The following is a 20,501-nucleotide window of genomic DNA, read 5'->3' as shown; positions in this document are numbered from 1 at the left end:
GAACAATATGATTGTCATTTTCAGGAGTCAAGAGAGTCGATGGCAGAAAATCGCGACTTAATCCTTGCCGCGCCCCTGTGGCCGCACGGCGATTGTTCATTAATGCACCTGATGCGCCGCGCAGGGCAGCACTCCACCACCTGCTGGAGCCAGTGCGTCGATACCGGGTTATCTGCCGTGCAGTACGCCATACTGGTAGTGCTGGCGGAAGAAACCACCTGCGACCAGCAAACGCTAGGGAGCCGCGCCGGGTTTGATAAAGCCACCGGCACCTATGTGATTGATCGTATGACCAAAAGTGGGTTACTGACGGTAGAGACCGATCCCGCCAACCGCCGCCGCAAGCAGGTCTCCATGACCGCAGAGGGTGAGGCGATGCTGGCCCGGATGATTGAGCAGGCCAAAAGCGCCGAGAAGATGATTACCGCTGGTCTGAATTCCCAGGATATCGCGGACCTGAAGCGTCTGCTGAGCAAGCTGGGGGGATTGCAGGAGCCTGATGACTATGCCTCCAACGAAATTGCCTGACAGTGAGCCGAAGCCCGATCTGACGATCGGCTTTCTGCTAATGAAGCACTTTACGCTGGCCTCGGTGGCGGGGCTGGTGGAGTCCCTGCGCTTTGCGGCGGACGAGTCCTTCTCCAGCCGGCAGATCTTCTGCCGCTGGGAGTGGATGACCTGCGATGACCAGCCGATTACCGCCAGCTGCGGTCTGCCGGTGTCACCCACCGCTAAGCTCGATTTCTCAAAAGAGTGGGATTACTTCGTGGTCGCGGGCGGGCTGCTGGAAGAGACCCGCCAGTCGCCGGAGTGGCTGTTGCAGGCCCTGCGGGACCTGCATGCCCGCAATATCCCGATCATTACCCTGTGCAGCGGGGCCTTTGTCGCCGGTAACGCCGGGCTGCTGGACGGTCGCCACTGCGCGATCCACTTCACCACCCGGGATGAGTTCCGGCTGCGCTTCCCGAATGCCATTCCGGTGATCGATAAAACCTACATCAAGGACGGCGGGATTATCTCCTGTCCGGGCGGCACGGCGATTGACCTGGCGGCGGATCTGATCCGCCAGCACTGCGGGCTGGTGCGCTCGCAGAAGGTGCTGAAATATCTGCTGGTGGATGAGGTGCTCACGCCGAAAGCGAAGTACAAAGCGTCGCTCATCGAACCCGACGTTTACGAGAACCCGCTGGTCACCAGGGTGATTGAGTTTATGAAGCACCATCTCGACTCGCCGGTGCCGCTGGCGGAGGTGGCAGAGTTTGCCGGGGTAACCTTCCGCCAGCTCAATCTGATCTTTACCCAGTGTACCGGCCACTCGGCGGCGGTGTACTGGCGGCGGATGCGGCTTGAGCAGGCGCGTAAGCTGATGGCCGACTCCAGCAACAGCATTAACGCCATTGCCACGGCCACCGGTTTTGCGGATGCCTCGCACCTGATCGCCTGGTTCCGTAAGCAGTACGGTGAAACCCCCAGTTCATTCAGAAAGCGGCGCAGGAAAGTGGAAAAACTAGTGAAAGAGTAAAGGGCCTTCGCCCTTTTGTAGGCCGGGTAAGCGTAGCGCCACCCGGCACAACAGACGGCACAACTACAACATATGCCGCTTCGCCATATGCCCCGGCACGCGCGCTTTCTGCGAGGCCTCATTATCCAGCGAGGACGCATCGGCCAGGCTGCGGGCGTTGGTTTCCGGTGCCAGCCACCAGGAGACGACCAGTCCCACAAAGGTGATCGCCGCGGCGATGTACATGGTTGTGCCGATCCCCAGGCTCTGCAGCGAGGCGGGCACCAGCCAGGTCCCGACCGCGGCACCAATGCGCGACAGCGAGGTCCCCACGCCCACCGCACCGGCACGGATCTCCGTCGGGAAGATCTCGTTCGGATAGACCAGCTGCAGCACCTGCGCTCCACCGATAAACAGCGCGTAGGCACCGAACATCAGCAGAATGATCATCGACGGACCGTCACGCAGCAGGCCCAGCAGCAGCAGCGCCAGTCCCGACCAGAGGAAGCTTTGCAGCAGCAGCTTGCGGCGGCCCAGAGTGTTCACCAGCCGGGTTGCGATAACGCAGCCGACCACGAACAGCAACGTGATGGCGACGGAACCGTAGGAGCCCCACTTACCGCTCAGGTGCAGGGCATCCAGCACTTTCGGCGCAAAGGCATACACCGCGAAGACCGGGATCACCGAGCAGGTCCAGAAGATGGCCACGAACGCCATGCGTTTACCGTAACCTGAGTGCAGCAGGTTGAAGAAGGAGAGGTTTTTGCTTTCCGCCTGCTCCGGCAGGTTGCCCAGGCCAAAGTCAGGGCCATACACCTTGCGAATAATCGCTTCGGCTTCTGCGTGACGGCCTTTGCTGATCAGCCAGCGCGGGGATTCCGGGGTGCCCATACGCACCAGGAACAGCAGCGCACCAATGACCGCAGTGCTGGCCAGGGTCAGACGCCAGGCGTCCGGGCCGCCAAAGTGCAGCAGCGCTTCGCCGAGCATATAGGCTGCGGCGGCACCGGCAAACCACAGGATGGTGAGGGTGGCCAGGCACGGCCCGCGGTTTTTCTTCGGCAAAAACTCCACCAGGAAGGCGGTCGCCACCGGGTATTCAATGCCCACCGCCACGCCGTTTAAAAAGCGCAGGGCAAACAGCATCTCGCCGCTCTGCACCCAGTATTGCGCCACGGAGCAGACCACAAACAGCGTCGGGCCAACGAAATAGAGCATCCGTCTGCCCAGCCGGTCGGTAAGAGCGCCGCCGATAAAACCGCCAAAGAAGATGCCGATCAGCGCCGATGCGGCAATCAGCCCCTCCCAGAAGGCGGTCAGCCCCAGGGCCGGGGAGACCTTCATCATGGCGATGCCGATAATGCTCAGCACATAGCCATCGACGAAGGAGCCGCCGCCTGAGCGAACGGTCAGCAGACGGTGAAAGCGGTTGAGTGGTACGTCTTCAACAGAAACGGTATTTGACATGGTAACTCCTGTCTTTCCCCGATATCGTTGAATTAATGGGTCACAGCAGGAATAAACATCATTAGCGATGAATGTTTATTCAGGCCGAGCGAAACCGCTTTCCATTAATCATCGATTACGGAATAAATATAGGTCTAAGAAGGTTCAAGCGTTAAATAAGAGCGTGCGTTAGTTCGCGTAATTCATGACAAATACTCCTCCGCTGCAGGATGGTCGGATAAGATGTTATTTATATTTATTATGTTGTTACTGTGTTTGTTATTTTAAGACGCTTCGTCAGATAAGCGTTTTACGGCAACCGTACGCGTCGACCACCAGCAGATTAGCGATCCGAGGCTGACCATCGCCGTTCCCTGCCAGAAGGCCAGCGTCAGGTGTGAGTCCAGCATAAAGGCCGCCAGTACTGCCGAGATAATCGGAATAAAGTAGGACGCCGCCGCCAGCACCGTGACGTTGCCGTGCAGGATCCCGACGTTCCAGGCGGCGTAGCCAAAGCCCATCGCCATCGCCGCCAGCATCAGACTGATCCACGCATGCCACGAAAGATTAAATTCCGGCTGGGGTGAGGTGAGATATTTTACCCACAGCGTCAGCGCCGTTAAGATAAAGAACAAGGTAATGCCGTTATTTCCCTGAGCGATACGCTGGGTGACTACGCAATAAATCGCCCAGATCACCGCTCCGCTGAATGCCAGCCCGTAACTCAACGGATTATCCATAACGTTATTCATCATCTCCGTCAGCGAAAACCCGCCGTCGCCACCTAATACCCGGCCTATTCCGACGATGGCTAAAATCACCCCGGGAATAATTAACGGGCTGGTTTTCTGCCGGTTAACGATCACCGCCAGTAAAATGGTCATGCTCGGCCAGAGATAATTCACCATCCCCACTTCAATCGCCTGCCGCCCGGAGTGGGTAAAGCCCAGCGACAGCGACAGGCACAGCTCATAGCAGACGAACAGTACGCTGCCGATGATGAGGTAACTCACCGGGAATTTTTTGATCTTCGGAAAGCCAAGGGTAAACAGAAGCAGCACCGCGCTGCAGGTGTAGATCAGTGCCGCCCCGCCCACCGGGCCAAAGCCTTCGCTCACGCTTTTGATCAGGCCGACAATCGCGCTCCAGAGCAGGATGGCGATCAGGCCGATGAGTGTCGCTTTCTTATGGGGCATGCCCTGTACCTCTGTTTACATTCTGGTCATAATCCGGCGTTCCGGCGTGCCGATTTGTTAAATCTTGGTTAACTACAGCATTAAAACTATGCCGCCGGAAAGGCGCTGTAAATACGTCTCAGAGGGTGATAATTCGGGAATGTGATCGCTATCGGAAATCATATAGAAAATTACTACGATGAAATAAACTATTTAATTTATTGATTTATATAATATAAATTTTCAGTATTTGTCATAATCTTCTGTTATTACGTATTTTCTTTGTATTTTTGATGTATACAAAAAATATTCATTCATTGACCTTTTGCCCCCCCGTATGCAAATTTTTAACAAACGCAGTCCATCAGGGTTGCGTAGCAGACTGTGATGGTCGTGAATTCCCCCTGGAGGTTATCGTGTTGACATTTGAAGGTATCTACACCCCGGCAATTACCCCTTACGCGGCCGATGGCAGCATTGATTTTGCACGCTTTTCCGACGTGCTGGAGTCGCTGATCGAGGCCCGCGTACACGGCATCATCATCGGTGGCTCTACCGGTGAATACTACGCCCAGAGCCCGGAAGAGCGTAAAGCGCTGGTAGAACATGCCCGCCAGGTGATTGGCACCCGCCTGCCGCTGATTGTCGGCACCGGGGCTACCCGTACTGAAGACGCGGTCGAGTACGCTAAACATGCCCGTGAGCATAAAGCCGATGCCATTCTGGTGACCTCACCGCCGTACGCCCTGCCGACCGAGCTGGAAAACGCCCATCATGCGCTGACCGTGGATAAAGCTGCGCAGCTGCCGATCATGCTCTACAACTACCCGGGTCGCATGGGCATCACCATGGGCGAAACCTATTTCCGCGAAGTGAGCCGCTCATCGAACGTGGTCGCCATCAAAGAGAGCTCCGGCGATTTCAATAACCTGCACCTGCTGGCCTGCAAGTTCCCGAACATCGCGCTCTCCTGCGGCTGGGACGATCAGGCTCTCGAATTCTTCGCCTGGGGGGCGCAAAGCTGGGTCTGCGCCGGCTCCAACTTTATTCCGCGTGAACACGTGGCGCTGTATGAAGCCTGCGTGGTGGAGAAAGATTTCGCCAAAGGCCGCAAGATCATGGCTGCGATGATGCCGCTGATGAACTTCCTCGACGGCGGTAAGTTCGTGCAGTCGATCCGTTACGGCTGCGAGCTGAACGGCCTGACCTCCGGCACGGTGCGCGCGCCGCTGCAGGATCTGAATGAAGAAGAGAAAGTGCAGCTGAAAGCGGTGATTGCCGATGTGAAACGCAACGTCGCTGCGGCGCTGTAAGGAGGCACTATGAGTCAGTTGCAGACCCTGGACGACGTAACGGCCATTGCACGGGAACTCTCCCTGGCGAGTAAGGCCTTTATCAACGGGCGCTTCGTGGCCGCGCAATCCGGCAAAACGCTGCCGACTACTAACCCGGCTACCGGAGAGACCATCGGCCACATTGCCGCCTGCGACGCCACCGACGTTAACGCGGCGGTGGAAGGGGCGCGCAGCGCGTTCGAGGCCGGAAGCTGGAGCAAGCGGGCACCCGGCGAACGCAAAGCTGTGCTGCTGAAACTGGCAGCGATGATGGAGCAGGAGATCGACCAGCTGGCGGTGCTGGAGAGCCTCGACAGCGGCAAACCGGTCAGCGAATGCCTGGCGGTGGACGTGCCGGAAACCATTCACGTGCTGAAATGGCACGCCGAAGCCATCGACAAACTCTACGACCATACTGCCCCGGTCGGTAACGGCGCGATGGCGCTGGTGGTGCGCGAGCCGATTGGCGTGGTGGGTTGCGTCCTGCCGTGGAACTTCCCGCTGCTGATGCTGGCCTGGAAAATCGGCCCGGCGCTGGCGGCTGGCTGCTCGGTGATCGTGAAACCGGCGGAGCAAACCTCGCTCACCGCGCTGCGGGTCGCCGGGATGGCGTTTGAGGCGGGCGTCCCGGCGGGCGTGCTGAATATCGTCACCGGCACCGGCAAAGAAGTGGGTGAACCGATTGGCCTGCATCCGGATATCGACATGGTGAGCTTTACCGGCTCCACCGCCACCGGACGGCGTTTCCTGCACTATGCGGCAGAGTCCAACCTCAAGAAGGTGGTGCTGGAGTGCGGCGGTAAAAACCCGGCGATTGTCTTTGACGATGCTCAGGATCTGGTGACCGTGGCTAGCCACGTGCTGAATGGCGCATTCTGGAACATGGGCGAGAACTGTTCTGCCACCTCGCGCCTGCTGGTGCAGGAAAGTGTCAAAGAGGCGCTGCTGGCCGAGATGGCCAAACAGATCGGCGACTGGCCGATGGGCAACCCGCTCGATCCGAACAACCGGCTGGGGGCCATGGTCTCGACGGAGCATTTCAGCAAGGTGAGCGGCTATCTCGACACCGCCCGCCAGGAAGGGCTGCGGATGGTGCAGGGCGGCGACACCGAGCAGGGCGCTTACGTCCAGCCGACCATTATCGATGGCGTAACGCCTGAGAGCGCGCTGTTCCGGGAGGAGATCTTCGGCCCAGTGCTGTGCGTCACCACGTTCAAAACCGAAGCCGAGGCCATCGAGCTGGCCAACGATACCCAGTACGGACTGGCCGCGTCGGTTTACACCGGCAGGCTGAACCGGGCCATTCGCGTATCGCGCGCCATTCGCGCCGGCACGGTGACGGTGAACTGCTTCGGGGAAGGCGACGCCACCACCCCGTTTGGCGGCTACAAGCAGTCGGGCTTTGGCGGGCGCGATAAATCTGTCTTCGCCCTCGACCAGTACACCGAACTGAAGACCCTGTGGATTGATCTCTCTGAAGACGACGCCTGAAGCCGTTTTTAACGGTCTGGAAGAGAGAATTCATTTCTATTTCTGTCTTCTGGTGGCGGTTGGCCTGTCGAGAAAGCAGGGACGCATCTGCTCAAACCGGCAGAAAAATGCCTTTATTATGAAGTGGCTAAAAAATGCCGGGCAGCTGCCGCCGTTTCGCCACGTGGCTGGCAGTGAAATTGTCTGGCTGCGTGGGGAGATCCTGCGCCATCCACCGGACCGGGATCCGGAGCCCCTCCTGAGGCTGATCTATCAAACTGCCAGCGAGATGCACAGAGCATGATTGCTGTGGCTAATAATTTTGCTGTTGCACATCTTTATCTGTAGGTTAAGCAACATCATAGTTAAGCATCACAGGTCGATTTTCAGGAGGCGGCAATGAGAACGGGAAAGGTAGCGCTGTATGAGGATCTCAAGCGACATATTCTCACCATGGAGCTGGATCCGGACGAGCTGCTGGATGAAGCCGCGCTGACCGCGCAGTACGGTCTCTCCCGTACGCCGGTGCGTGAAGTATTCCAGCGCCTGGCGGGGGAAGGGTATCTCGAGATTGTGGAAAAACGCGGCGTACGGGTGATCCCGATGAGCCACTCGACGCTGCGTAATTTCTTCCTGGTGGCACCGATGATCTATGCCGCCACCGGACGCCTTGCCGTGCAGCACTACAAACCGGCGCAGCTTAAGGCGCTGAAAGAGACCCAGAAACGCTTTCGTAAGGCGGTGCAAACCCGCGATGCCGAAGCGCTGGCGCTGGAGAACAACCGTTTTCACGAGATCATGGGCGAGATGGCGGCCAACCCCTATCTGCAGCCGAGCCTGGGGCGTTTGCTGATCGACCACTGTCGCATCGGACATACCTTCTTCCGGCCGCAAAACGAGGACATGGAGCGCCGTTTACAGCTGGCTGCGGATCATCACGACGCCTTTATTGCTGCCATCGAAGCGCGTGACGAACAGGCTGTTGTCGATCTGGTGTTTGAGCACTGGGAACTGTCGCGGGAAAACATGGAGATCTTCATCGCGCCCCAGGGCCTGAAAGCCGATAACTTCGCCCCTTTCCCTGAGGGCGATAACCGCTGATCGCATCCCGCTAAGGCCTGCTGGCACCCGCTGACAGGCCTCCTTTCCCCATTCGTATTTCTTCTCTGACGCCCCGCTGCGCCGGGCTTCGCACGCCTTTTTTATCATTCTTGCAACTATTTTTATACTTAATGTATACATGAGATATACATCACATACACATTTTCTCGGGATGGCTAACATTGATTCAACGCTACTTACCGGAGTAACCTACGTGCAAAAGATCACTTCTCTACCTGCTGACGACGCCCTGCCGGGTTGGTATCACACCAGTCAACCGCGTACCCCGCGTCCTGCCCACGTCGGGCAAAAGCATGCCCGCTGGGCGATAGTCGGAGCCGGATTAACCGGGCTGGCCGCGGCCCGCCAGCTGGCGCTCAACTTCCCGGATGATGAAGTGGTGCTGGTTGAGGCGCAGGACGTGGGCTACGGCTCCTCCGGGCGCAACGCCGGTTTCGCCATTGATGTCCCGCACGATATCGGGGCGAAGGACTATATCGGTGATGTCACCACCGCGAATCTGATCCTCAAGCTCAACACCCTCGGGCAGAACTACCTGCGTGAGATTGTGAAGGAGCACGGTATTGAATGTCAGATGAGCGATTCCGGTAAATATCAGGCCGCGGTGGGGGAGAAGGGGATCGCTATTCTCGAGGCTTACCGCAGCGGGCTGGATAAAATTGGCCGTCACGCGGAGATGATCCCCGGGAAGGATCTGCCGGACCATATCGGCACCTCATACTACCAGCAGGCACTCTACATTCCGGGCACCATTCTGCTCCAGCCCTCGGCGCTGGTGAAAGGACTGGCGGACAGCCTGCCCTCTAACGTGACCCTGCATGAAAATACGCCGATCACGTCCATCGACTATGGCGACAAAGTGACGCTGGTGCATGACCACGGCAGCATCACCGCCGACACGATGATCCTGGCGAACAACGCCTTTGCTGCGCACTTTGGTTTTCTGCGCGGTCGCCTGCTGCCGACCTTCCTCTATGGCAGCCTGACCCGTCCGTTGACCATCGAAGAGCAGGCGCAGCTTGGCGGTAAGCCGGTGTGGGGCGTTATTCCGGCGCATCCGTTTGGCAGCACCGTGCGCCGCACGGTTGATAATCGCATCCTGATGCGCAACAGCTTTAGCTTCCATCCCGACGGTCGCCCGCGTGAAAAACAGCTGAAGCACAATATTGAGACCCACCGTAAATCGTTTGAGCGCCGCTTCCCGATGCTGAATAGGGTTGATTTCGAATACTCCTGGAGCGGGGCCATCTGCCTGTCAGACAATCACGAAGGCTTCTTCGGCCAGCTGGCGCCGAACGTCTATGGCGCGCTGTGCTGTAACGGTCTGGGGATCACCCGCGGCACCGCCACCGGCAAACTGCTGGCGGATATGATCGCCGGGGAGCGCAACGAGCTGATCGATTTCCTAGTGGCCTCGCCGGGCCCGAACAGAACCCCGCCGGAGCCGTTCCTGTCGATTGGGGTGAACTCGGTGCTGAAGTGGGGCCAGTTCCGCGCCGGACTGGAGGTGTAGCATTCCGTTAAAATGCCTGATGGCGCTGCGCTTATCAGGCCTACGGAGTATCCAGGTCGGGTAAGCGCAGCGCCACCCGACGCTCTTACTGAATGCCTTACAGTGTAGGATCGCTCAGACTCGGGTGATCGTCAGGACGTCTTCCCAGCGGCCAGTGATAGAGTTGCTCGGATTCCTTGCTTGGCGTGCAGCTTGTTATAAGGCTGTTTGTGTAATTCAGTGATTCCTTGTCCACCAATCTTGTACTGGTTTTTTTGTGCGTAACGGTTATCCACCCAGGTGGACGACGCGACGGCGTTAAGTGAAACGACCAGTAAAATGGGATAAAGGATAATTCTCGTACTCATAAACTACGTGGACTAGATATATTAAATGGGGACCAGTGTAGGTACGCAAAGACTTCAGGGTAATAAGCCCGCGGGACACAACTTACGATTCAAAGAGGACAAATTGAAATCCAATGTGTGGGTATTTCTGTCCCCATCTTTAATTTTTTTGCGTTAATTGAATAGCTTTGTGCGCACAGGGACACCAGTATCAATGTATACATATTTAGATTTACAGCTAAAAGCAACGTCTGCTTTTCGCTCATAGCGGACTTTGGGACCTTGCTTTCTGTCCGCTAGGTGCCAGAAGCGGACAGAGGCAACAATATATAGCACCAGTTTTTATGTACACTTCAGAGGAATATTATCTTTTTTCATAAAGGAGAATGACATGTCAGTTTCCGCTCGTAATCAGCTGCACGGCAAAGTTTCTGCGATACACCCCGGTTCCGTGAATGATGAAATTGAAATCTCCCTTAATGAAGGGGGAAAACTAGTTTCTGTAGTAACCAGTAACAGTCGAATCAGGCTTGGCCTGGAGCAAGGAAAAGAGGTTGTTGCGCTGATTAAAGCCCCATGGATTATTCTTGCTTCTGAGGATAACAATTTAATGTTTTCAGCCCGTAACCAGTTTTCAGGCCAGGTCACCTCGCTTGAAAAAGGCGCTGTAAACGCAACCGTTCATATTCTGACAGATGACGGTTCAAATCTTACTGCAGTCATTACGAACGAAAGCATGAATGAGATGGATATCAGCGAAGGCAAAAGAATTATCGCCCTGATTAAAGCTTCTTCCGTGCTGCTTGCGGTGAAAAAAAACTAAATACCAACCAGCCAAAATGCTACAGGACGTTTCATTGCAAGCGTCCTACTTCAAGCCATCATAATATCCAATGTTGAAATAGTGTAAAAATTTATCCGATCTGAATTCCTGGAAGAATTCTGCCATGATCTCCCTGTCAAGATTGTATCGTCTCGTCAGTCTTCCCGCTTCAAGAGCTGCAACGCTTTTCTCCCCAGTTTTCTGTTCCAGCTGATAGCAATAGCCTATTACAAATCCACGTATATATTCATTACAAAATTTCGCAGGCATCGCTTCAGAACAGGGACCAGCCATGTTCACACCCTTCATCAGGCCTTTTCCAAAATGATTATTCATACCATACCCTCAATCGCTATATAACAAACTACATAACGATTGGGTTTTTTTTTGAAGTACTCCGTAAGGACTACATCAGCAATAGTGCTTTAGAATTACCATAGCGACTTTATGAACACTCTCTGAATGGTTTCCTGAGCAAAACTGATAAGGGACGAAGCGAAGCGTCTCTTATCACTGTGTTAGGCTCCTATAGGTAGAAATCCCTGCCACTCCGGAAGATCGCGACATCCTGTTTCACAGGGCGTCAGATGAATAAACAATTCTCCGACCTTTTCAAGCAACAGACAGTCGTCAACCTCTTTTAAATTATCCTTATGCTGTTGATCGACATCGCAGAGTAGAGTCTGCAACGCTTTCTCTTTAGCCTGGCGGGCATTTTCGGCGACGAACAGATCGTATTCATGCAGCTCAGCAAGTGTATCCGGCCTGTAACCGCCCGCATTGACAAAAAATAATCTTTGCGTGGTTTGGGGAGGCTCTGGAGAAAGCGAGACCGAAAACCCGTCGGCCCAAGTAACACGGCTATAACCATCAATATGAATTTTATCTCTATCGCCAAACCATGCTTCGCGCAGCGCAGGCCATGCATCCTCTGGAGCGCTGGCTGCAACAAACTGAATGTCATGCACTTCAATATTTGATTTACCGGCGTTTCCGCCTACATAAAACATATACAAATTCATACAGCCCTCTGTAATGATAATATTCGTCATATAGTTAACTATATAACGAATTAAGCTACAACTGTACGACAGGTTTTGGTGATAATAAATTTAAGATTCTGGTATGAGGGTGTTGGCGCTTAGCATTATCATCATTTTTATCGGCATGCCGGTGTTATGGCGGTAGATTCAAGCCATCGGCTGTCAACGGTTGATGGGCGAAAGACTGATAATGATTCCTCTACTGACGCCTCCTCTGGTTTTCCCTACAGGGACTACGCTGATGCACGCTGCTGCCGTGACATTCACCTGCCAATGGTCTTCTTTGATCCCGAAAGACGAATCGCCAGGAAATAAAAAGCTCACTTGATATTCCGCTTTTCGCTCATAGCGGATCTTCAACTCAGTTGGTCCGTCCGCTCCGTGCCAGAATGGGACGTTGCACTAAAGTGTATTAGTACCCTCTGAACGTCTAAAACCTCCATCAAAAAGAATAGTTAAACATCCCCTTTATACCTCAGCACATCAATTAACAGAGAAAATGCCGAACCCGCATGGCGGCGGTGTGGGTAGTACAGATGATACCCTGGTAAGTCTGGCGTAAATTTCTCCAGAACGCGGGTCAGTTTTTTTTCTTGAATAGCCTGCTGAACCTGGTCATAAGGCAGATACGCGAGGCCGTGCCCGTCAATAGCTGCATCGAAGATCAGGTCTATCGTATTCAATAAAAGCTGGCCTTCCATGCGAACCCTGACTTCGCGCCCCCCGCGCATTAATCTCCAGCGATTTGCGGTGCCCGATGAGGGGAGGTACAGATTAATAGCCTGATGATCGACCAGGTGCGCCACAGACACTGGAATACCTTTTCGCGAGAGATAATCCGGCGCGCCAACAATTGCCATCGGAATATCGGGCCCGATTCGAACTGCAATCATATCCTTATCCATCTCTCCCCCCAGGCGAACTCCGGCATCAAAGCGCTCAGAGACGACATCAGTCAGCCCGTAATCGATAAGGAGCTGCACATTAATGTCAGGGTGAGATTTCAACAGCGTGCGCATGGCAGGCAACAATATGGTCTTTGCGGCATGTTCCACTGTGGTAATACGTATGGTGCCGGACGGGCGATCGCGCAGGTCTCCCAGGGAAGTCAACGCGGAATTCAGGTCGTTCAGCATTGGGCCAAGAACAGACAAGAGGTGTTCACCCGCCTCTGTGGGAACAACGCTGCGTGTGGTTCGCGTTAAAAGCCGTAACCCTAATCGCTCTTCCGTGCGACGCACTATCTGACTTAATGCAGACTGGGCCATGCCCAGACGGGCTGCAGCCCGGGTGAAGCTACGCTCTTCGGCGACGGCCACGAATGCCATCAGATCTGCTATCTCATCGCGTTTCATCTATGTGTTTTTATCCGGGCAATTAATCATTTAAATGATAAGTCCAATCATTATTTTGGGTCTAATCATCTTAATAATCAATGGCTATAGTTATCCCATCAAGCATGACAGATAACCGACAGCCCAATGAGGAACCGGATGATGAACCAGAAAATCAGCTTCACCAACAGCAATATCCCGACAATTTCTTTGTCCGCTGTACTTTATTTCCCACCCGCATTTGATGAAAGCCGCAAGTACCCGGCTATTGTGGTTTCTCATCCGGGGGGCGGCGTTAAGGAACAAACCGCCGGTACCTATGCCGAAAAGCTGGCAGAAAAAGGGTTTGTGACGGTAGCTTACGATGCGTCTTATCAGGGCGAAAGTGGCGGCGAACCGCGCCAGCTGGAAAACCCGTACATCCGTACTGAAGATGTCAGCGCAGTGATTGATTACCTGACTACACTGCCTTATGTCGACACCGCGCGAATTGGCGCAATGGGAATTTGCGCCGGTGCAGGCTATACCGCCAATGCCGCAATTCAGGATCGTCGCATCAAATCCATCGGAACGGTCAGCGCCGTCAATATCGGTTCGATGTTCCGAAATGGCTGGGAAAACAATGTGAAATCCATTGATGCGCTGCTGTATGTTGAGGCGGGTTCAAATGCCCGTACCGGTGATATCAGTAGCGGTGCACATGCCACCATGCCGCTGGCTCCCATGAAGGAGTCTGATGCTCCAAATGAAGAGTTGCGCCAGGCCTGGGAGTATTACCATACGCCACGGGCACAGTATCCGACCGCCCCCGGATACGCCACGCTGCGAAGCCTCAATCAGATCATTACCTATGACGCTTACCATATGGCGGAGGTTTACCTGACCCAGCCGCTGCAAATTGTTGCGGGTAGCGCGGCGGGAAGTAAATGGATGAGCGACGACCTGTACGATCGCGCCTCAAGCCAGGACAAGCGGTACCACATGGTCGAAGGTGCTAACCACATGGATTTGTATGACGGTAAAGCCTACGTCGCTGAAGCCGTTTCCGTATTAGCTCCATTCTTCGAGGAGACGCTGTCATGAAACATGTTCAAATCCAGAATGCCGATATGGCCTGGCATGTTGCCGCCAACGTTCAGTTTCCACCTACGTTCGATGAGTCAAAACAGTATCCGACAATTATCAGCGTCCACCCTTTTGGCAGCTGTAAGGAGCAGACGTCCGGCAATGTCTACGGAAAAGCGCTGGCTGAAGCAGGCTATGTCGTGATCGCCTATGACGCCAGCTTCCAGGGGGAGTCCGGCGGCTCTCCACGCTGGGTGGAGGATCCGACCCAGCGCGTGGAAGATATCAGTCGGGTTATTGATTACGCCGTAACGCTGCCTTACGTCGATGCTGAACGGATTGGCGTGCTGGGTATTTGCGGCGGCGGTGGCTATGCCATTAATGCCACACTGACGGAGAAACGGATTAAAGCCGTGGTGAGCATCACCGGCGTAAATATCGGCCGTCTTTTTCGCGAAGGCTTCAGCAATTACGACCCTATTGGCGCGCTGAATGCGATGGCGGCTCAGCGTACAAATGAAGCCCGTGGGGGGGAGGTTCAGGTTAATGAACTGCTCCCCGCCAGCCCGGAAATGGCGAAGGCCAGTGGGCTGACTGAGCGTGACGTATTTGAGGCAACAGACTACTACAAAACGCCACGCGGCCAGCAGCCAGGTGGGGCAACGCGGATGGTGTTCTCTCATGCGCAGAAAACGCTGGCCTGGGATGCCTTCGCTTTCGCCGAAGTGTTTCTGACTCAGCCAGTAATGGTGGTAGTTGGTGAAAAAGTTGGTGCTTTCGGCGCTTACCGTGACGGGATGGAAATCTATGGCCGGGCTGCAGCCTCGCGTGACCGTCAGCTGGTCTCATTAGCCGATTTTTCGCATTACGAACTGTATGACAAACCGGAAGCGGTTCATGAAGCAATGGTAAAAGTGCTCCCATTCTTTGCCGAACACCTGGAGTAATGCCCTGTGAAAAACATCATTCAAAAAGTCCTGGTACTTGGCGCCAGCGGGCAGATTGCCCGCCATGTTATCGACCAACTGGCCGATAAACCAGGCGTCACACAGACGTTATTTGCCCGTCAGCCAGAAAAAATCACCCAGCCTCACCCGGCCAATAGCCGGATTATCATGGGCGATGTGTTAAACCCTGCGGCGCTGGAACAGGCCATGGTGGGTCAGGATGTGGTTTACGCCAATCTGACCGGGGAGGATTTGGATCTACAGGCAAAGCCGGTGATTGCGGCGATGAAAGCCGGTGGCGTAAGACGCCTGATTTTCGTCCTTTCTCTCGGTATTTATGATGAAGTCCCGGGAAAATTCGGCGAGTGGAATAACGCCACTATTGGCGAACCTCTCAGGCCATTCCGCCGTGCGGCTGATGCGATTGAAGCCTCCGGTCTGGATTATACCATCCTGCGACCGGCCTGGCTGACGGATGAAGATACGATTGATTATGAACTCACTACCCGCAATGAGCCGTTCAAAGGCACGGTTGTATCCCGCAAAAGCGTTGCCGCATTAATCGCCGATATGATTGATAAACCTGAAAAACATATCGGTGAAAATATCGGTGTTAACCAGCCCGGGACCGACGGCGACAAGCCGTACTTTATGTAAATCAATCATGCCCTTTTACCCGTACAGCTTGTATTGCAGTACGGGTTCTTAAACTTATCGAGGTGAACTGAGATGAATCGTGTTTGGTTTGTAACCGGGGCTGCCCGCGGTATGGGGGTCAGTATAGTGAATGCCGCTTTGCAACAGGGAGATCGTGTGGTGGCAACGGGGCGTAATATGGACAAATTACGCCAAATATTCAGCACGGTAGCGGCGGAGAATATTGCGCTGCTGGAGCTTGATATTCGCGATGAGCACCAGGCTAAGGTTGCTGTAGATGCCGCTGTTCGCCGTTTCGGGCGTATTGATGTTCTGGTTAACAACGCAGGATTCTGCCTGCTGGGTCGCTTTGAAGAGGCAACCGCTGAACAAATAGAGCTGCAGTTTGCCACTAACGTGTTCGGCACGGCCAATGTGCTACGCGCTGTCTTACCGATCATGCGCCAGCAGCGTAGCGGACGCATTATTAATACGTCCTCGATCGCGGGTGTCAAAGCGGTCGCAAACGCTACATTCTATTCTGCATCGAAATTTGCCGTTGAAGGTATGACCCTGGCACTTGCCGATGAAGTTACGCCGCTTGGTATTCATGTCACCGCGATTGAGCCCGGTTTCTTCCGCACAGAGTTTCTCAGTAATAGTTCGGCCCACTATGGCGAAAAAAAGATTGAGGACTATGCCGATTTCGGCGATGCGCGTGAGTTACTGGCATCCGCAGATGGTCAACAGCAAGGGGACCCGGCCAAACTTGCACAGGTCGTTTGTCAGGTGGTTGAAATGGAGAACCCACCTCGACAGCTGCTTATAGGGAATGATGCTATCAGTTATGTAATGCCTTCGCTGGAAGCCCGTATTAAAGAGATACGCGAATTTGCGGCGCTGAGTAATACAACCGATTTTGATTAATGGGTGTAAGCACCCGATGTTTTAAATATCGAGAGTACAATGACTGACTTATTAACCCAGGCCTTCACGTTTAAAAATGGCCTCAGGATGCGTAACCGCGTCGTTATGGCACCGATGACCACCTGGTCCGCTAATGACGATGAAACTATTTCAGATGAAGAAGTAAACTATTATCGGGCACGCGCTACCGGTGTGGGATTAGTGATAACGGGATGCGCTCATGTTCAGAGAAACGGAGTGGGTTTCACCAATGAATTCGCAGCCTACGATGATCGTTTTATCCCGGGTCTGAGGAAACTGGCTGATGCGGCAAAAAGCGGGGGGGCGCTGGCAATCCTGCAACTGTTTCATGCCGGTAATAAAGCGGTTCCCGAACTCATCCCTGGTGGAGAGCTGGTCAGCGCCAGCGCCCTGGCCGCTCCGGCTGGCCCTTTTAATCGCGGAGAACAAGCCAGCCGGGCGATGGAACATGACGAAATTCTTGATGTCATTCATGACTTCGGCGAAGCCACTCGCCGCGCAATTGAGGCCGGATTTGATGGTGTCGAATTGCACGGCGCACATGGTTTTCTTATCCAGAACTTCTTCTCCCCCTGGTTTAACCAGCGTACTGACGAATGGGGTGGTTCATTAGCAAACCGGATGCGTTTCCCGCTGGAGGTCGTTCGGGAAGTCCGGCGGGTTATTGAAACTCATGCCAGAAAACCCTTTTTACTGGGTTACCGGTTATCGCCGGAAGAGTCCGGAGAAGGAGGATTACGGATTAATGACTCCCAGGCTCTGGTGTGTCAGTTAGAGAAAGAGACTCTCATTGACTATCTCCATATCTCACTCCACGACGTACTGACCGATCGGCCGCAGGGTAGTGAGGATAAGGAAACTATTCTGGCGCGGTTTGTAGAACAATTTAATGGGCGTTTACCTTTGCTGGCAGCCGGAAAAATTACTTCGTCACAGGCGGCTCAACAGGCTCTGGAGGCCGGACTGTCACTGGTTGCCTTAGGCCGGACGATTGTCATGAATCCCAACTGGTTGGAGCTGGTGCAGGCAGGCCATGAGGATAAGGTAAAAAACACGCTTATCCTGTCGCAACACTCAGACGAACTGGCGATCCCTGAAAAACTATGGCAAGTGATTCAGAAGACGCCCGGATGGTTCCCGACATAAATAAGACCTGAGTAATCAGACCTGAGTACATGTAATTCTGGAATATACCGTTTTGCCTGTAACTATCTGGAAGATGAAACATCAATTTGTAGCTTTCTATCCGTACAGGGCGAGAAGGTCCGCCTCTCGCTCCCAGCGGACCTTCAGCTTCGTTAACACGTCCGCTTCGTGCCAATAGCGGACGTTGTTAAGCTCATGCAGTATGGATTCACGAAGAACAGACGTTATATTTTGTCCTGATTGACACGGGATGAAAGCTCATGATGGCTCTCTTTTCGCTCGCTGTAACGATCCGCAAGATAACCGGTTTGTCCCTTAAGCAGCAGTGTGATTTTAAACAGCTCCTCGGCTACATCGACGATGCGGTCATACCATGACGAAGGTTTCATTCGGCCGTTTTCGTCGAACTCTTGCCATGCCTTGGCTACGGAGGACTGGTTGGGGATCGTAAACATCCGCATCCACCGACCCAGAATACGCATCTGGTTCACTGCATTGAAGGACTGGGAACCACCGCAGACCTGCATTACCGCAAGTGTTTTTCCCTGTGAAGGACGAACTGCGCCTTCACTTAATGGTATCCAGTCAATCTGCGCCTTCATAACTGCGCTCATAGCCCCGTGCCGTTCCGGAGAACTCCACACCATCCCGTCACACCATCTGACCAGACCGCGCAGCTCGGTGACTTTAGGATGCGTGTCCGGTGCATCATCCGGCAGGGGTAAACCTGAGGGGTTAAAGATTTTTACCTCCGCGCCCATCGCCGTCAGCAGGCGACCAGCTTCTTCCGCGGCAAAGCGGCTGTAGGAGCGCTCTCTAACTGAGCCATATAGGATCAGAATCCGCGGCGGCTCGTGCAGGTGCAGGCGCTCGGCGATGTGTTGATCAAAGCATTCACTATTCAGGGCTGGAAATTGTTCCATTTTTCTACTCCGGAGAGATCAGAAGATTTCAAATTTAATATATATGATTTACCATATATATATTCTAAAGGGAACGGAGTGAAAAATGCTACAACCTGTTCAGCTTTTCAAAATCCTGTCGGATGAAACCCGGCTCGCCATCATCATGATTCTCCGGGAGTCAGGAGAACTATGCGTCTGTGATATCTGTGCAACCATTTCCGAATCGCAGCCCAAAGTCTCGCGACATATGGCTATCCTTCGCGAGGCTGGGCTGGTTCTGGATCGTCGTGAAGGCAAATGGATCCACTATCGTCTGTCCCCCCACATACCGGCATGGGCTGCTGAGACAATCACGACGTCCTGGCAGTGTATGCGGGAGGATGTGCGTGAATGGCTGGATAAATCAGCCTGCACCTCATGCTGAGAAAAGAAAACACATTTACATAATCATATATAACGGAGTCTGAGATGCTTTTGGCAGGGAGTATATTTTTACTGACGCTGATACTGGTGATCTGGCAACCCAGAGGCTTGAGCATTGGCTGGAGTGCGAGTATCGGGGCTGTGCTGGCGCTAGTAACCGGTGTCATCCATATCACTGATATTCCCGTTGTCTGGAATATCGTCTGGAACGCGACAGCGGCATTTATTGCTGTCATTATCATCAGCCTGCTGCTCGATGAGGCCGGCTTCTTTGAGTGGACCGCACTGCACGTCTCCCGCTGGGGGAACGGACGTGGTCGCCTGCTGTTTACCTGGATAGTGTTGCTCGGTGCCGCTGTCGCTGCTTTGTTCGCCAATGATGGTGCTGCGCTGATCCTGACGCCGATTGTGATTGCGATGCTGCTCGCACTGGGGTTCAGCCAGGGCACGACACTGGCCTTTGTCATGGCTGCAGGATTTATTGCAGATACGGCCAGCCTGCCACTCATTGTTTCTAACCTGGTTAATATCGTCTCGGCGGACTTCTTCGGTCTGGGTTTTACGCAGTACGCTTCCGTTATGATCCCCGTGGATGCGGCAGCGATTGCGGCCACGCTGATCATGCTGCATTTCTTCTTCCGCAGGGATATTCCGGCAACGTATGACGTTTCGCTGCTGAAGAAGCCTGCCAGTGCAATCAAGGATCCGGCAACCTTCAGGGCGGGCTGGATTGTTCTGTTATTGCTGCTTGTCGGTTTCTTTGTTCTGGAGCCGCTGGGGATCCCGGTCAGTGCGATAGCAACGGCTGGCGCAGCAGTGCTGTTTGTGGTGGCGAAACGAGGCCATGCCATCAACACCGGGAAAGTCCTGCGCGGTGCGCCATGGCAGATCGTTATTTTCTCGCTGGGCATGTACCTCGTGGTCTATGGCCTGCGCAATGCAGGACTCACGGAGTACCTGTCTGGTGTGCTGAATCTGCTGGCAGACAAGGGGTTATGGGCAGCGACGTTCGGCACCGGCTTTCTGACGGCATTTCTCTCATCAGTGATGAACAATATGCCGACGGTGCTGATTGGCGCGCTGTCGATTGACGGTAGTACGGCGACTAGCGTCGTCAAAGAGGCAATGATTTATGCCAATGTGATTGGCTGTGATTTAGGCCCGAAAATCACCCCGATAGGCAGTCTGGCAACCCTGCTGTGGCTGCATGTGCTTGCCCAGAAAAATATGACGATCACCTGGGGATATTACTTCCGCACCGGCATTATCATGACTCTGCCCGTGCTGTTTATCACTCTGGCCGCGCTGGCGTTGCGGCTCTCCATCACTTTGTAATGAGATACA

Annotated in this window: 21 protein-coding genes; 15 read left to right on the top strand and 6 right to left on the bottom strand. The window is 54.1% G+C overall.

Annotated elements, in window-relative coordinates; translation table 11 throughout:
* Nucleotides 1-39: 39 nt before the first annotated feature.
* Together PGR10_RS03305 and PGR10_RS03300 are read left to right on the top strand one after the other, a co-directional pair.
* Nucleotides 40-528 (top strand): MarR family winged helix-turn-helix transcriptional regulator, encoded by a 489-nt coding sequence (locus PGR10_RS03305; RefSeq protein WP_032707845.1) that lies wholly within the window; start codon nucleotides 40-42, stop codon nucleotides 526-528.
* A complete protein-coding gene (locus tag PGR10_RS03300) occupies nucleotides 506-1,522 on the top strand; it encodes a GlxA family transcriptional regulator (RefSeq protein ID WP_430922927.1) in 1,017 nt (338 codons plus the stop codon). The genes PGR10_RS03305 and PGR10_RS03300 overlap by 23 nt, the downstream gene beginning before the upstream one ends.
* Nucleotides 1,523-1,585: 63 nt before the next feature.
* Here PGR10_RS03300 and PGR10_RS03295 read toward each other — a convergent pair whose 3' ends face one another.
* Together PGR10_RS03295 and yddG are read right to left on the bottom strand one after the other, a co-directional pair.
* Nucleotides 1,586-2,968 (bottom strand): MFS transporter, encoded by a 1,383-nt coding sequence (locus PGR10_RS03295; protein WP_085522072.1) that lies wholly within the window; start codon nucleotides 2,966-2,968, stop codon nucleotides 1,586-1,588.
* Between the two features lie 263 nt (nucleotides 2,969-3,231).
* Complete coding sequence (gene yddG / locus PGR10_RS03290; RefSeq protein WP_063411111.1) at nucleotides 3,232-4,143, bottom strand: aromatic amino acid DMT transporter YddG; 912 nt, start codon at nucleotides 4,141-4,143, stop codon at nucleotides 3,232-3,234.
* A 395-nt stretch (nucleotides 4,144-4,538) separates the two neighbouring features.
* On the opposite strand from yddG, the gene PGR10_RS03285 reads away from it, so the two are divergent.
* The 6 genes from PGR10_RS03285 (at nucleotide 4,539) to PGR10_RS03260 (ending at nucleotide 10,710) form a co-directional block, all read left to right on the top strand.
* Complete coding sequence (locus PGR10_RS03285; protein WP_101881619.1) at nucleotides 4,539-5,435, top strand: dihydrodipicolinate synthase family protein; 897 nt, start codon at nucleotides 4,539-4,541, stop codon at nucleotides 5,433-5,435.
* A 9-nt stretch (nucleotides 5,436-5,444) separates the two neighbouring features.
* Nucleotides 5,445-6,947, top strand: coding sequence for an aldehyde dehydrogenase (locus PGR10_RS03280; protein ID WP_085522070.1), 1,503 nt, complete (start codon nucleotides 5,445-5,447; stop codon nucleotides 6,945-6,947).
* A complete protein-coding gene (locus PGR10_RS03275) occupies nucleotides 6,922-7,230 on the top strand; it encodes a hypothetical protein (protein WP_227525227.1) in 309 nt (102 codons plus the stop codon). The genes PGR10_RS03280 and PGR10_RS03275 overlap by 26 nt, the downstream gene beginning before the upstream one ends.
* A 95-nt stretch (nucleotides 7,231-7,325) precedes the next feature.
* Complete coding sequence (locus PGR10_RS03270; protein WP_032707853.1) at nucleotides 7,326-8,027, top strand: GntR family transcriptional regulator; 702 nt, start codon at nucleotides 7,326-7,328, stop codon at nucleotides 8,025-8,027.
* Between the two features lie 214 nt (nucleotides 8,028-8,241).
* Nucleotides 8,242-9,561, top strand: a complete 1,320-nt coding sequence (locus PGR10_RS03265; RefSeq protein ID WP_085522162.1) for an NAD(P)/FAD-dependent oxidoreductase — start codon at nucleotides 8,242-8,244, stop codon at nucleotides 9,559-9,561.
* Between the two features lie 717 nt (nucleotides 9,562-10,278).
* The gene (locus PGR10_RS03260; RefSeq protein ID WP_085522081.1) at nucleotides 10,279-10,710 is read left to right on the top strand and encodes a TOBE domain-containing protein; all 432 of its coding nucleotides are present in this window, start codon (nucleotides 10,279-10,281) and stop codon (nucleotides 10,708-10,710) included.
* Between the two features lie 45 nt (nucleotides 10,711-10,755).
* Here the strand turns inward: PGR10_RS03260 and PGR10_RS03255 are convergent, their stop codons facing one another.
* From PGR10_RS03255 to PGR10_RS03245, 3 genes are all read right to left on the bottom strand, one after another.
* Nucleotides 10,756-11,046: a DUF2623 family protein gene (locus PGR10_RS03255; protein ID WP_085522079.1), complete on the bottom strand. Its 291-nt coding sequence runs from the start codon at nucleotides 11,044-11,046 to the stop codon at nucleotides 10,756-10,758.
* A 182-nt stretch (nucleotides 11,047-11,228) separates the two neighbouring features.
* Nucleotides 11,229-11,732, bottom strand: coding sequence for a DUF1543 domain-containing protein (locus PGR10_RS03250; RefSeq protein ID WP_160184393.1), 504 nt, complete (start codon nucleotides 11,730-11,732; stop codon nucleotides 11,229-11,231).
* A 476-nt stretch (nucleotides 11,733-12,208) separates the two neighbouring features.
* Nucleotides 12,209-13,108 (bottom strand): LysR family transcriptional regulator, encoded by a 900-nt coding sequence (locus PGR10_RS03245; RefSeq protein ID WP_221695461.1) that lies wholly within the window; start codon nucleotides 13,106-13,108, stop codon nucleotides 12,209-12,211.
* Nucleotides 13,109-13,246: 138 nt separating this feature from the next.
* On the opposite strand from PGR10_RS03245, the gene PGR10_RS03240 reads away from it, so the two are divergent.
* The 5 genes from PGR10_RS03240 (at nucleotide 13,247) to PGR10_RS03220 (ending at nucleotide 17,829) form a co-directional block, all read left to right on the top strand.
* Nucleotides 13,247-14,170 (top strand): alpha/beta hydrolase, encoded by a 924-nt coding sequence (locus PGR10_RS03240; protein WP_430922925.1) that lies wholly within the window; start codon nucleotides 13,247-13,249, stop codon nucleotides 14,168-14,170.
* Nucleotides 14,167-15,099 carry an alpha/beta hydrolase gene (locus PGR10_RS03235; protein ID WP_079791412.1) on the top strand — a complete coding sequence of 311 codons (933 nt, stop codon included), beginning with the start codon at nucleotides 14,167-14,169 and terminating at the stop codon, nucleotides 15,097-15,099. The genes PGR10_RS03240 and PGR10_RS03235 overlap by 4 nt, the downstream gene beginning before the upstream one ends.
* 18 nt (nucleotides 15,100-15,117) lie before the next feature.
* Entirely contained in the window at nucleotides 15,118-15,756 is a 639-nt protein-coding gene (locus tag PGR10_RS03230) for an SDR family oxidoreductase (protein WP_430923106.1), read from the top strand.
* A 72-nt stretch (nucleotides 15,757-15,828) separates the two neighbouring features.
* Nucleotides 15,829-16,662 (top strand): SDR family NAD(P)-dependent oxidoreductase, encoded by an 834-nt coding sequence (locus PGR10_RS03225; protein WP_430922924.1) that lies wholly within the window; start codon nucleotides 15,829-15,831, stop codon nucleotides 16,660-16,662.
* Nucleotides 16,663-16,701: 39 nt separating this feature from the next.
* Nucleotides 16,702-17,829 (top strand): NADH-dependent flavin oxidoreductase, encoded by a 1,128-nt coding sequence (locus PGR10_RS03220; protein ID WP_430922923.1) that lies wholly within the window; start codon nucleotides 16,702-16,704, stop codon nucleotides 17,827-17,829.
* Between the two features lie 224 nt (nucleotides 17,830-18,053).
* Here the strand turns inward: PGR10_RS03220 and arsH are convergent, their stop codons facing one another.
* Nucleotides 18,054-18,752: an arsenical resistance protein ArsH gene (arsH, locus tag PGR10_RS03215; RefSeq protein WP_047052018.1), complete on the bottom strand. Its 699-nt coding sequence runs from the start codon at nucleotides 18,750-18,752 to the stop codon at nucleotides 18,054-18,056.
* An 85-nt stretch (nucleotides 18,753-18,837) separates the two neighbouring features.
* Here arsH and PGR10_RS03210 point away from each other — a divergent pair, with 85 nt between their 5' ends.
* Nucleotides 18,838-19,158, top strand: coding sequence for a transcriptional regulator (locus tag PGR10_RS03210; protein WP_047052019.1), 321 nt, complete (start codon nucleotides 18,838-18,840; stop codon nucleotides 19,156-19,158).
* A gap of 44 nt (nucleotides 19,159-19,202) precedes the next feature.
* On the top strand, nucleotides 19,203-20,492 hold the full coding sequence (locus PGR10_RS03205; protein ID WP_047041442.1) for an arsenic transporter: 1,290 nt from the start codon (nucleotides 19,203-19,205) through the stop codon (nucleotides 20,490-20,492).
* Nucleotides 20,493-20,501 lie beyond the last annotated feature (9 nt).

Source organism: Klebsiella sp. 141198, from assembly GCF_050600785.1.
Lineage (GTDB): Bacteria > Pseudomonadota > Gammaproteobacteria > Enterobacterales > Enterobacteriaceae > Klebsiella > Klebsiella aerogenes.
Note: the sequence above shows the minus strand (reverse complement) of the source record. Positions and strands in the feature narration are given on the sequence as shown.

Bases quoted from the DNA above. Each gene is read 5' to 3' on its own strand.
- PGR10_RS03305 (WP_032707845.1), top strand. From the start codon at position 40: ATGGCAGAAAATCGCGACTTAATCCTTGCCGCGCCCCTGTGGCCGCAC.
- PGR10_RS03300 (WP_430922927.1), top strand. From the start codon at position 506: ATGCCTCCAACGAAATTGCCTGACAGTGAGCCGAAGCCCGATCTGACG.
- PGR10_RS03295 (WP_085522072.1), bottom strand. From the start codon at position 2,968: ATGTCAAATACCGTTTCTGTTGAAGACGTACCACTCAACCGCTTTCAC.
- yddG (WP_063411111.1), bottom strand. From the start codon at position 4,143: ATGCCCCATAAGAAAGCGACACTCATCGGCCTGATCGCCATCCTGCTC.
- PGR10_RS03280 (WP_085522070.1), top strand. From the start codon at position 5,445: ATGAGTCAGTTGCAGACCCTGGACGACGTAACGGCCATTGCACGGGAA.
- PGR10_RS03270 (WP_032707853.1), top strand. From the start codon at position 7,326: ATGAGAACGGGAAAGGTAGCGCTGTATGAGGATCTCAAGCGACATATT.
- PGR10_RS03260 (WP_085522081.1), top strand. From the start codon at position 10,279: ATGTCAGTTTCCGCTCGTAATCAGCTGCACGGCAAAGTTTCTGCGATA.
- PGR10_RS03255 (WP_085522079.1), bottom strand. From the start codon at position 11,046: ATGAATAATCATTTTGGAAAAGGCCTGATGAAGGGTGTGAACATGGCT.
- PGR10_RS03250 (WP_160184393.1), bottom strand. From the start codon at position 11,732: ATGAATTTGTATATGTTTTATGTAGGCGGAAACGCCGGTAAATCAAAT.
- PGR10_RS03245 (WP_221695461.1), bottom strand. From the start codon at position 13,108: ATGAAACGCGATGAGATAGCAGATCTGATGGCATTCGTGGCCGTCGCC.
- PGR10_RS03240 (WP_430922925.1), top strand. From the start codon at position 13,247: ATGATGAACCAGAAAATCAGCTTCACCAACAGCAATATCCCGACAATT.
- PGR10_RS03235 (WP_079791412.1), top strand. From the start codon at position 14,167: ATGAAACATGTTCAAATCCAGAATGCCGATATGGCCTGGCATGTTGCC.
- PGR10_RS03225 (WP_430922924.1), top strand. From the start codon at position 15,829: ATGAATCGTGTTTGGTTTGTAACCGGGGCTGCCCGCGGTATGGGGGTC.
- PGR10_RS03220 (WP_430922923.1), top strand. From the start codon at position 16,702: ATGACTGACTTATTAACCCAGGCCTTCACGTTTAAAAATGGCCTCAGG.
- arsH (WP_047052018.1), bottom strand. From the start codon at position 18,752: ATGGAACAATTTCCAGCCCTGAATAGTGAATGCTTTGATCAACACATC.
- PGR10_RS03210 (WP_047052019.1), top strand. From the start codon at position 18,838: ATGCTACAACCTGTTCAGCTTTTCAAAATCCTGTCGGATGAAACCCGG.
- PGR10_RS03205 (WP_047041442.1), top strand. From the start codon at position 19,203: ATGCTTTTGGCAGGGAGTATATTTTTACTGACGCTGATACTGGTGATC.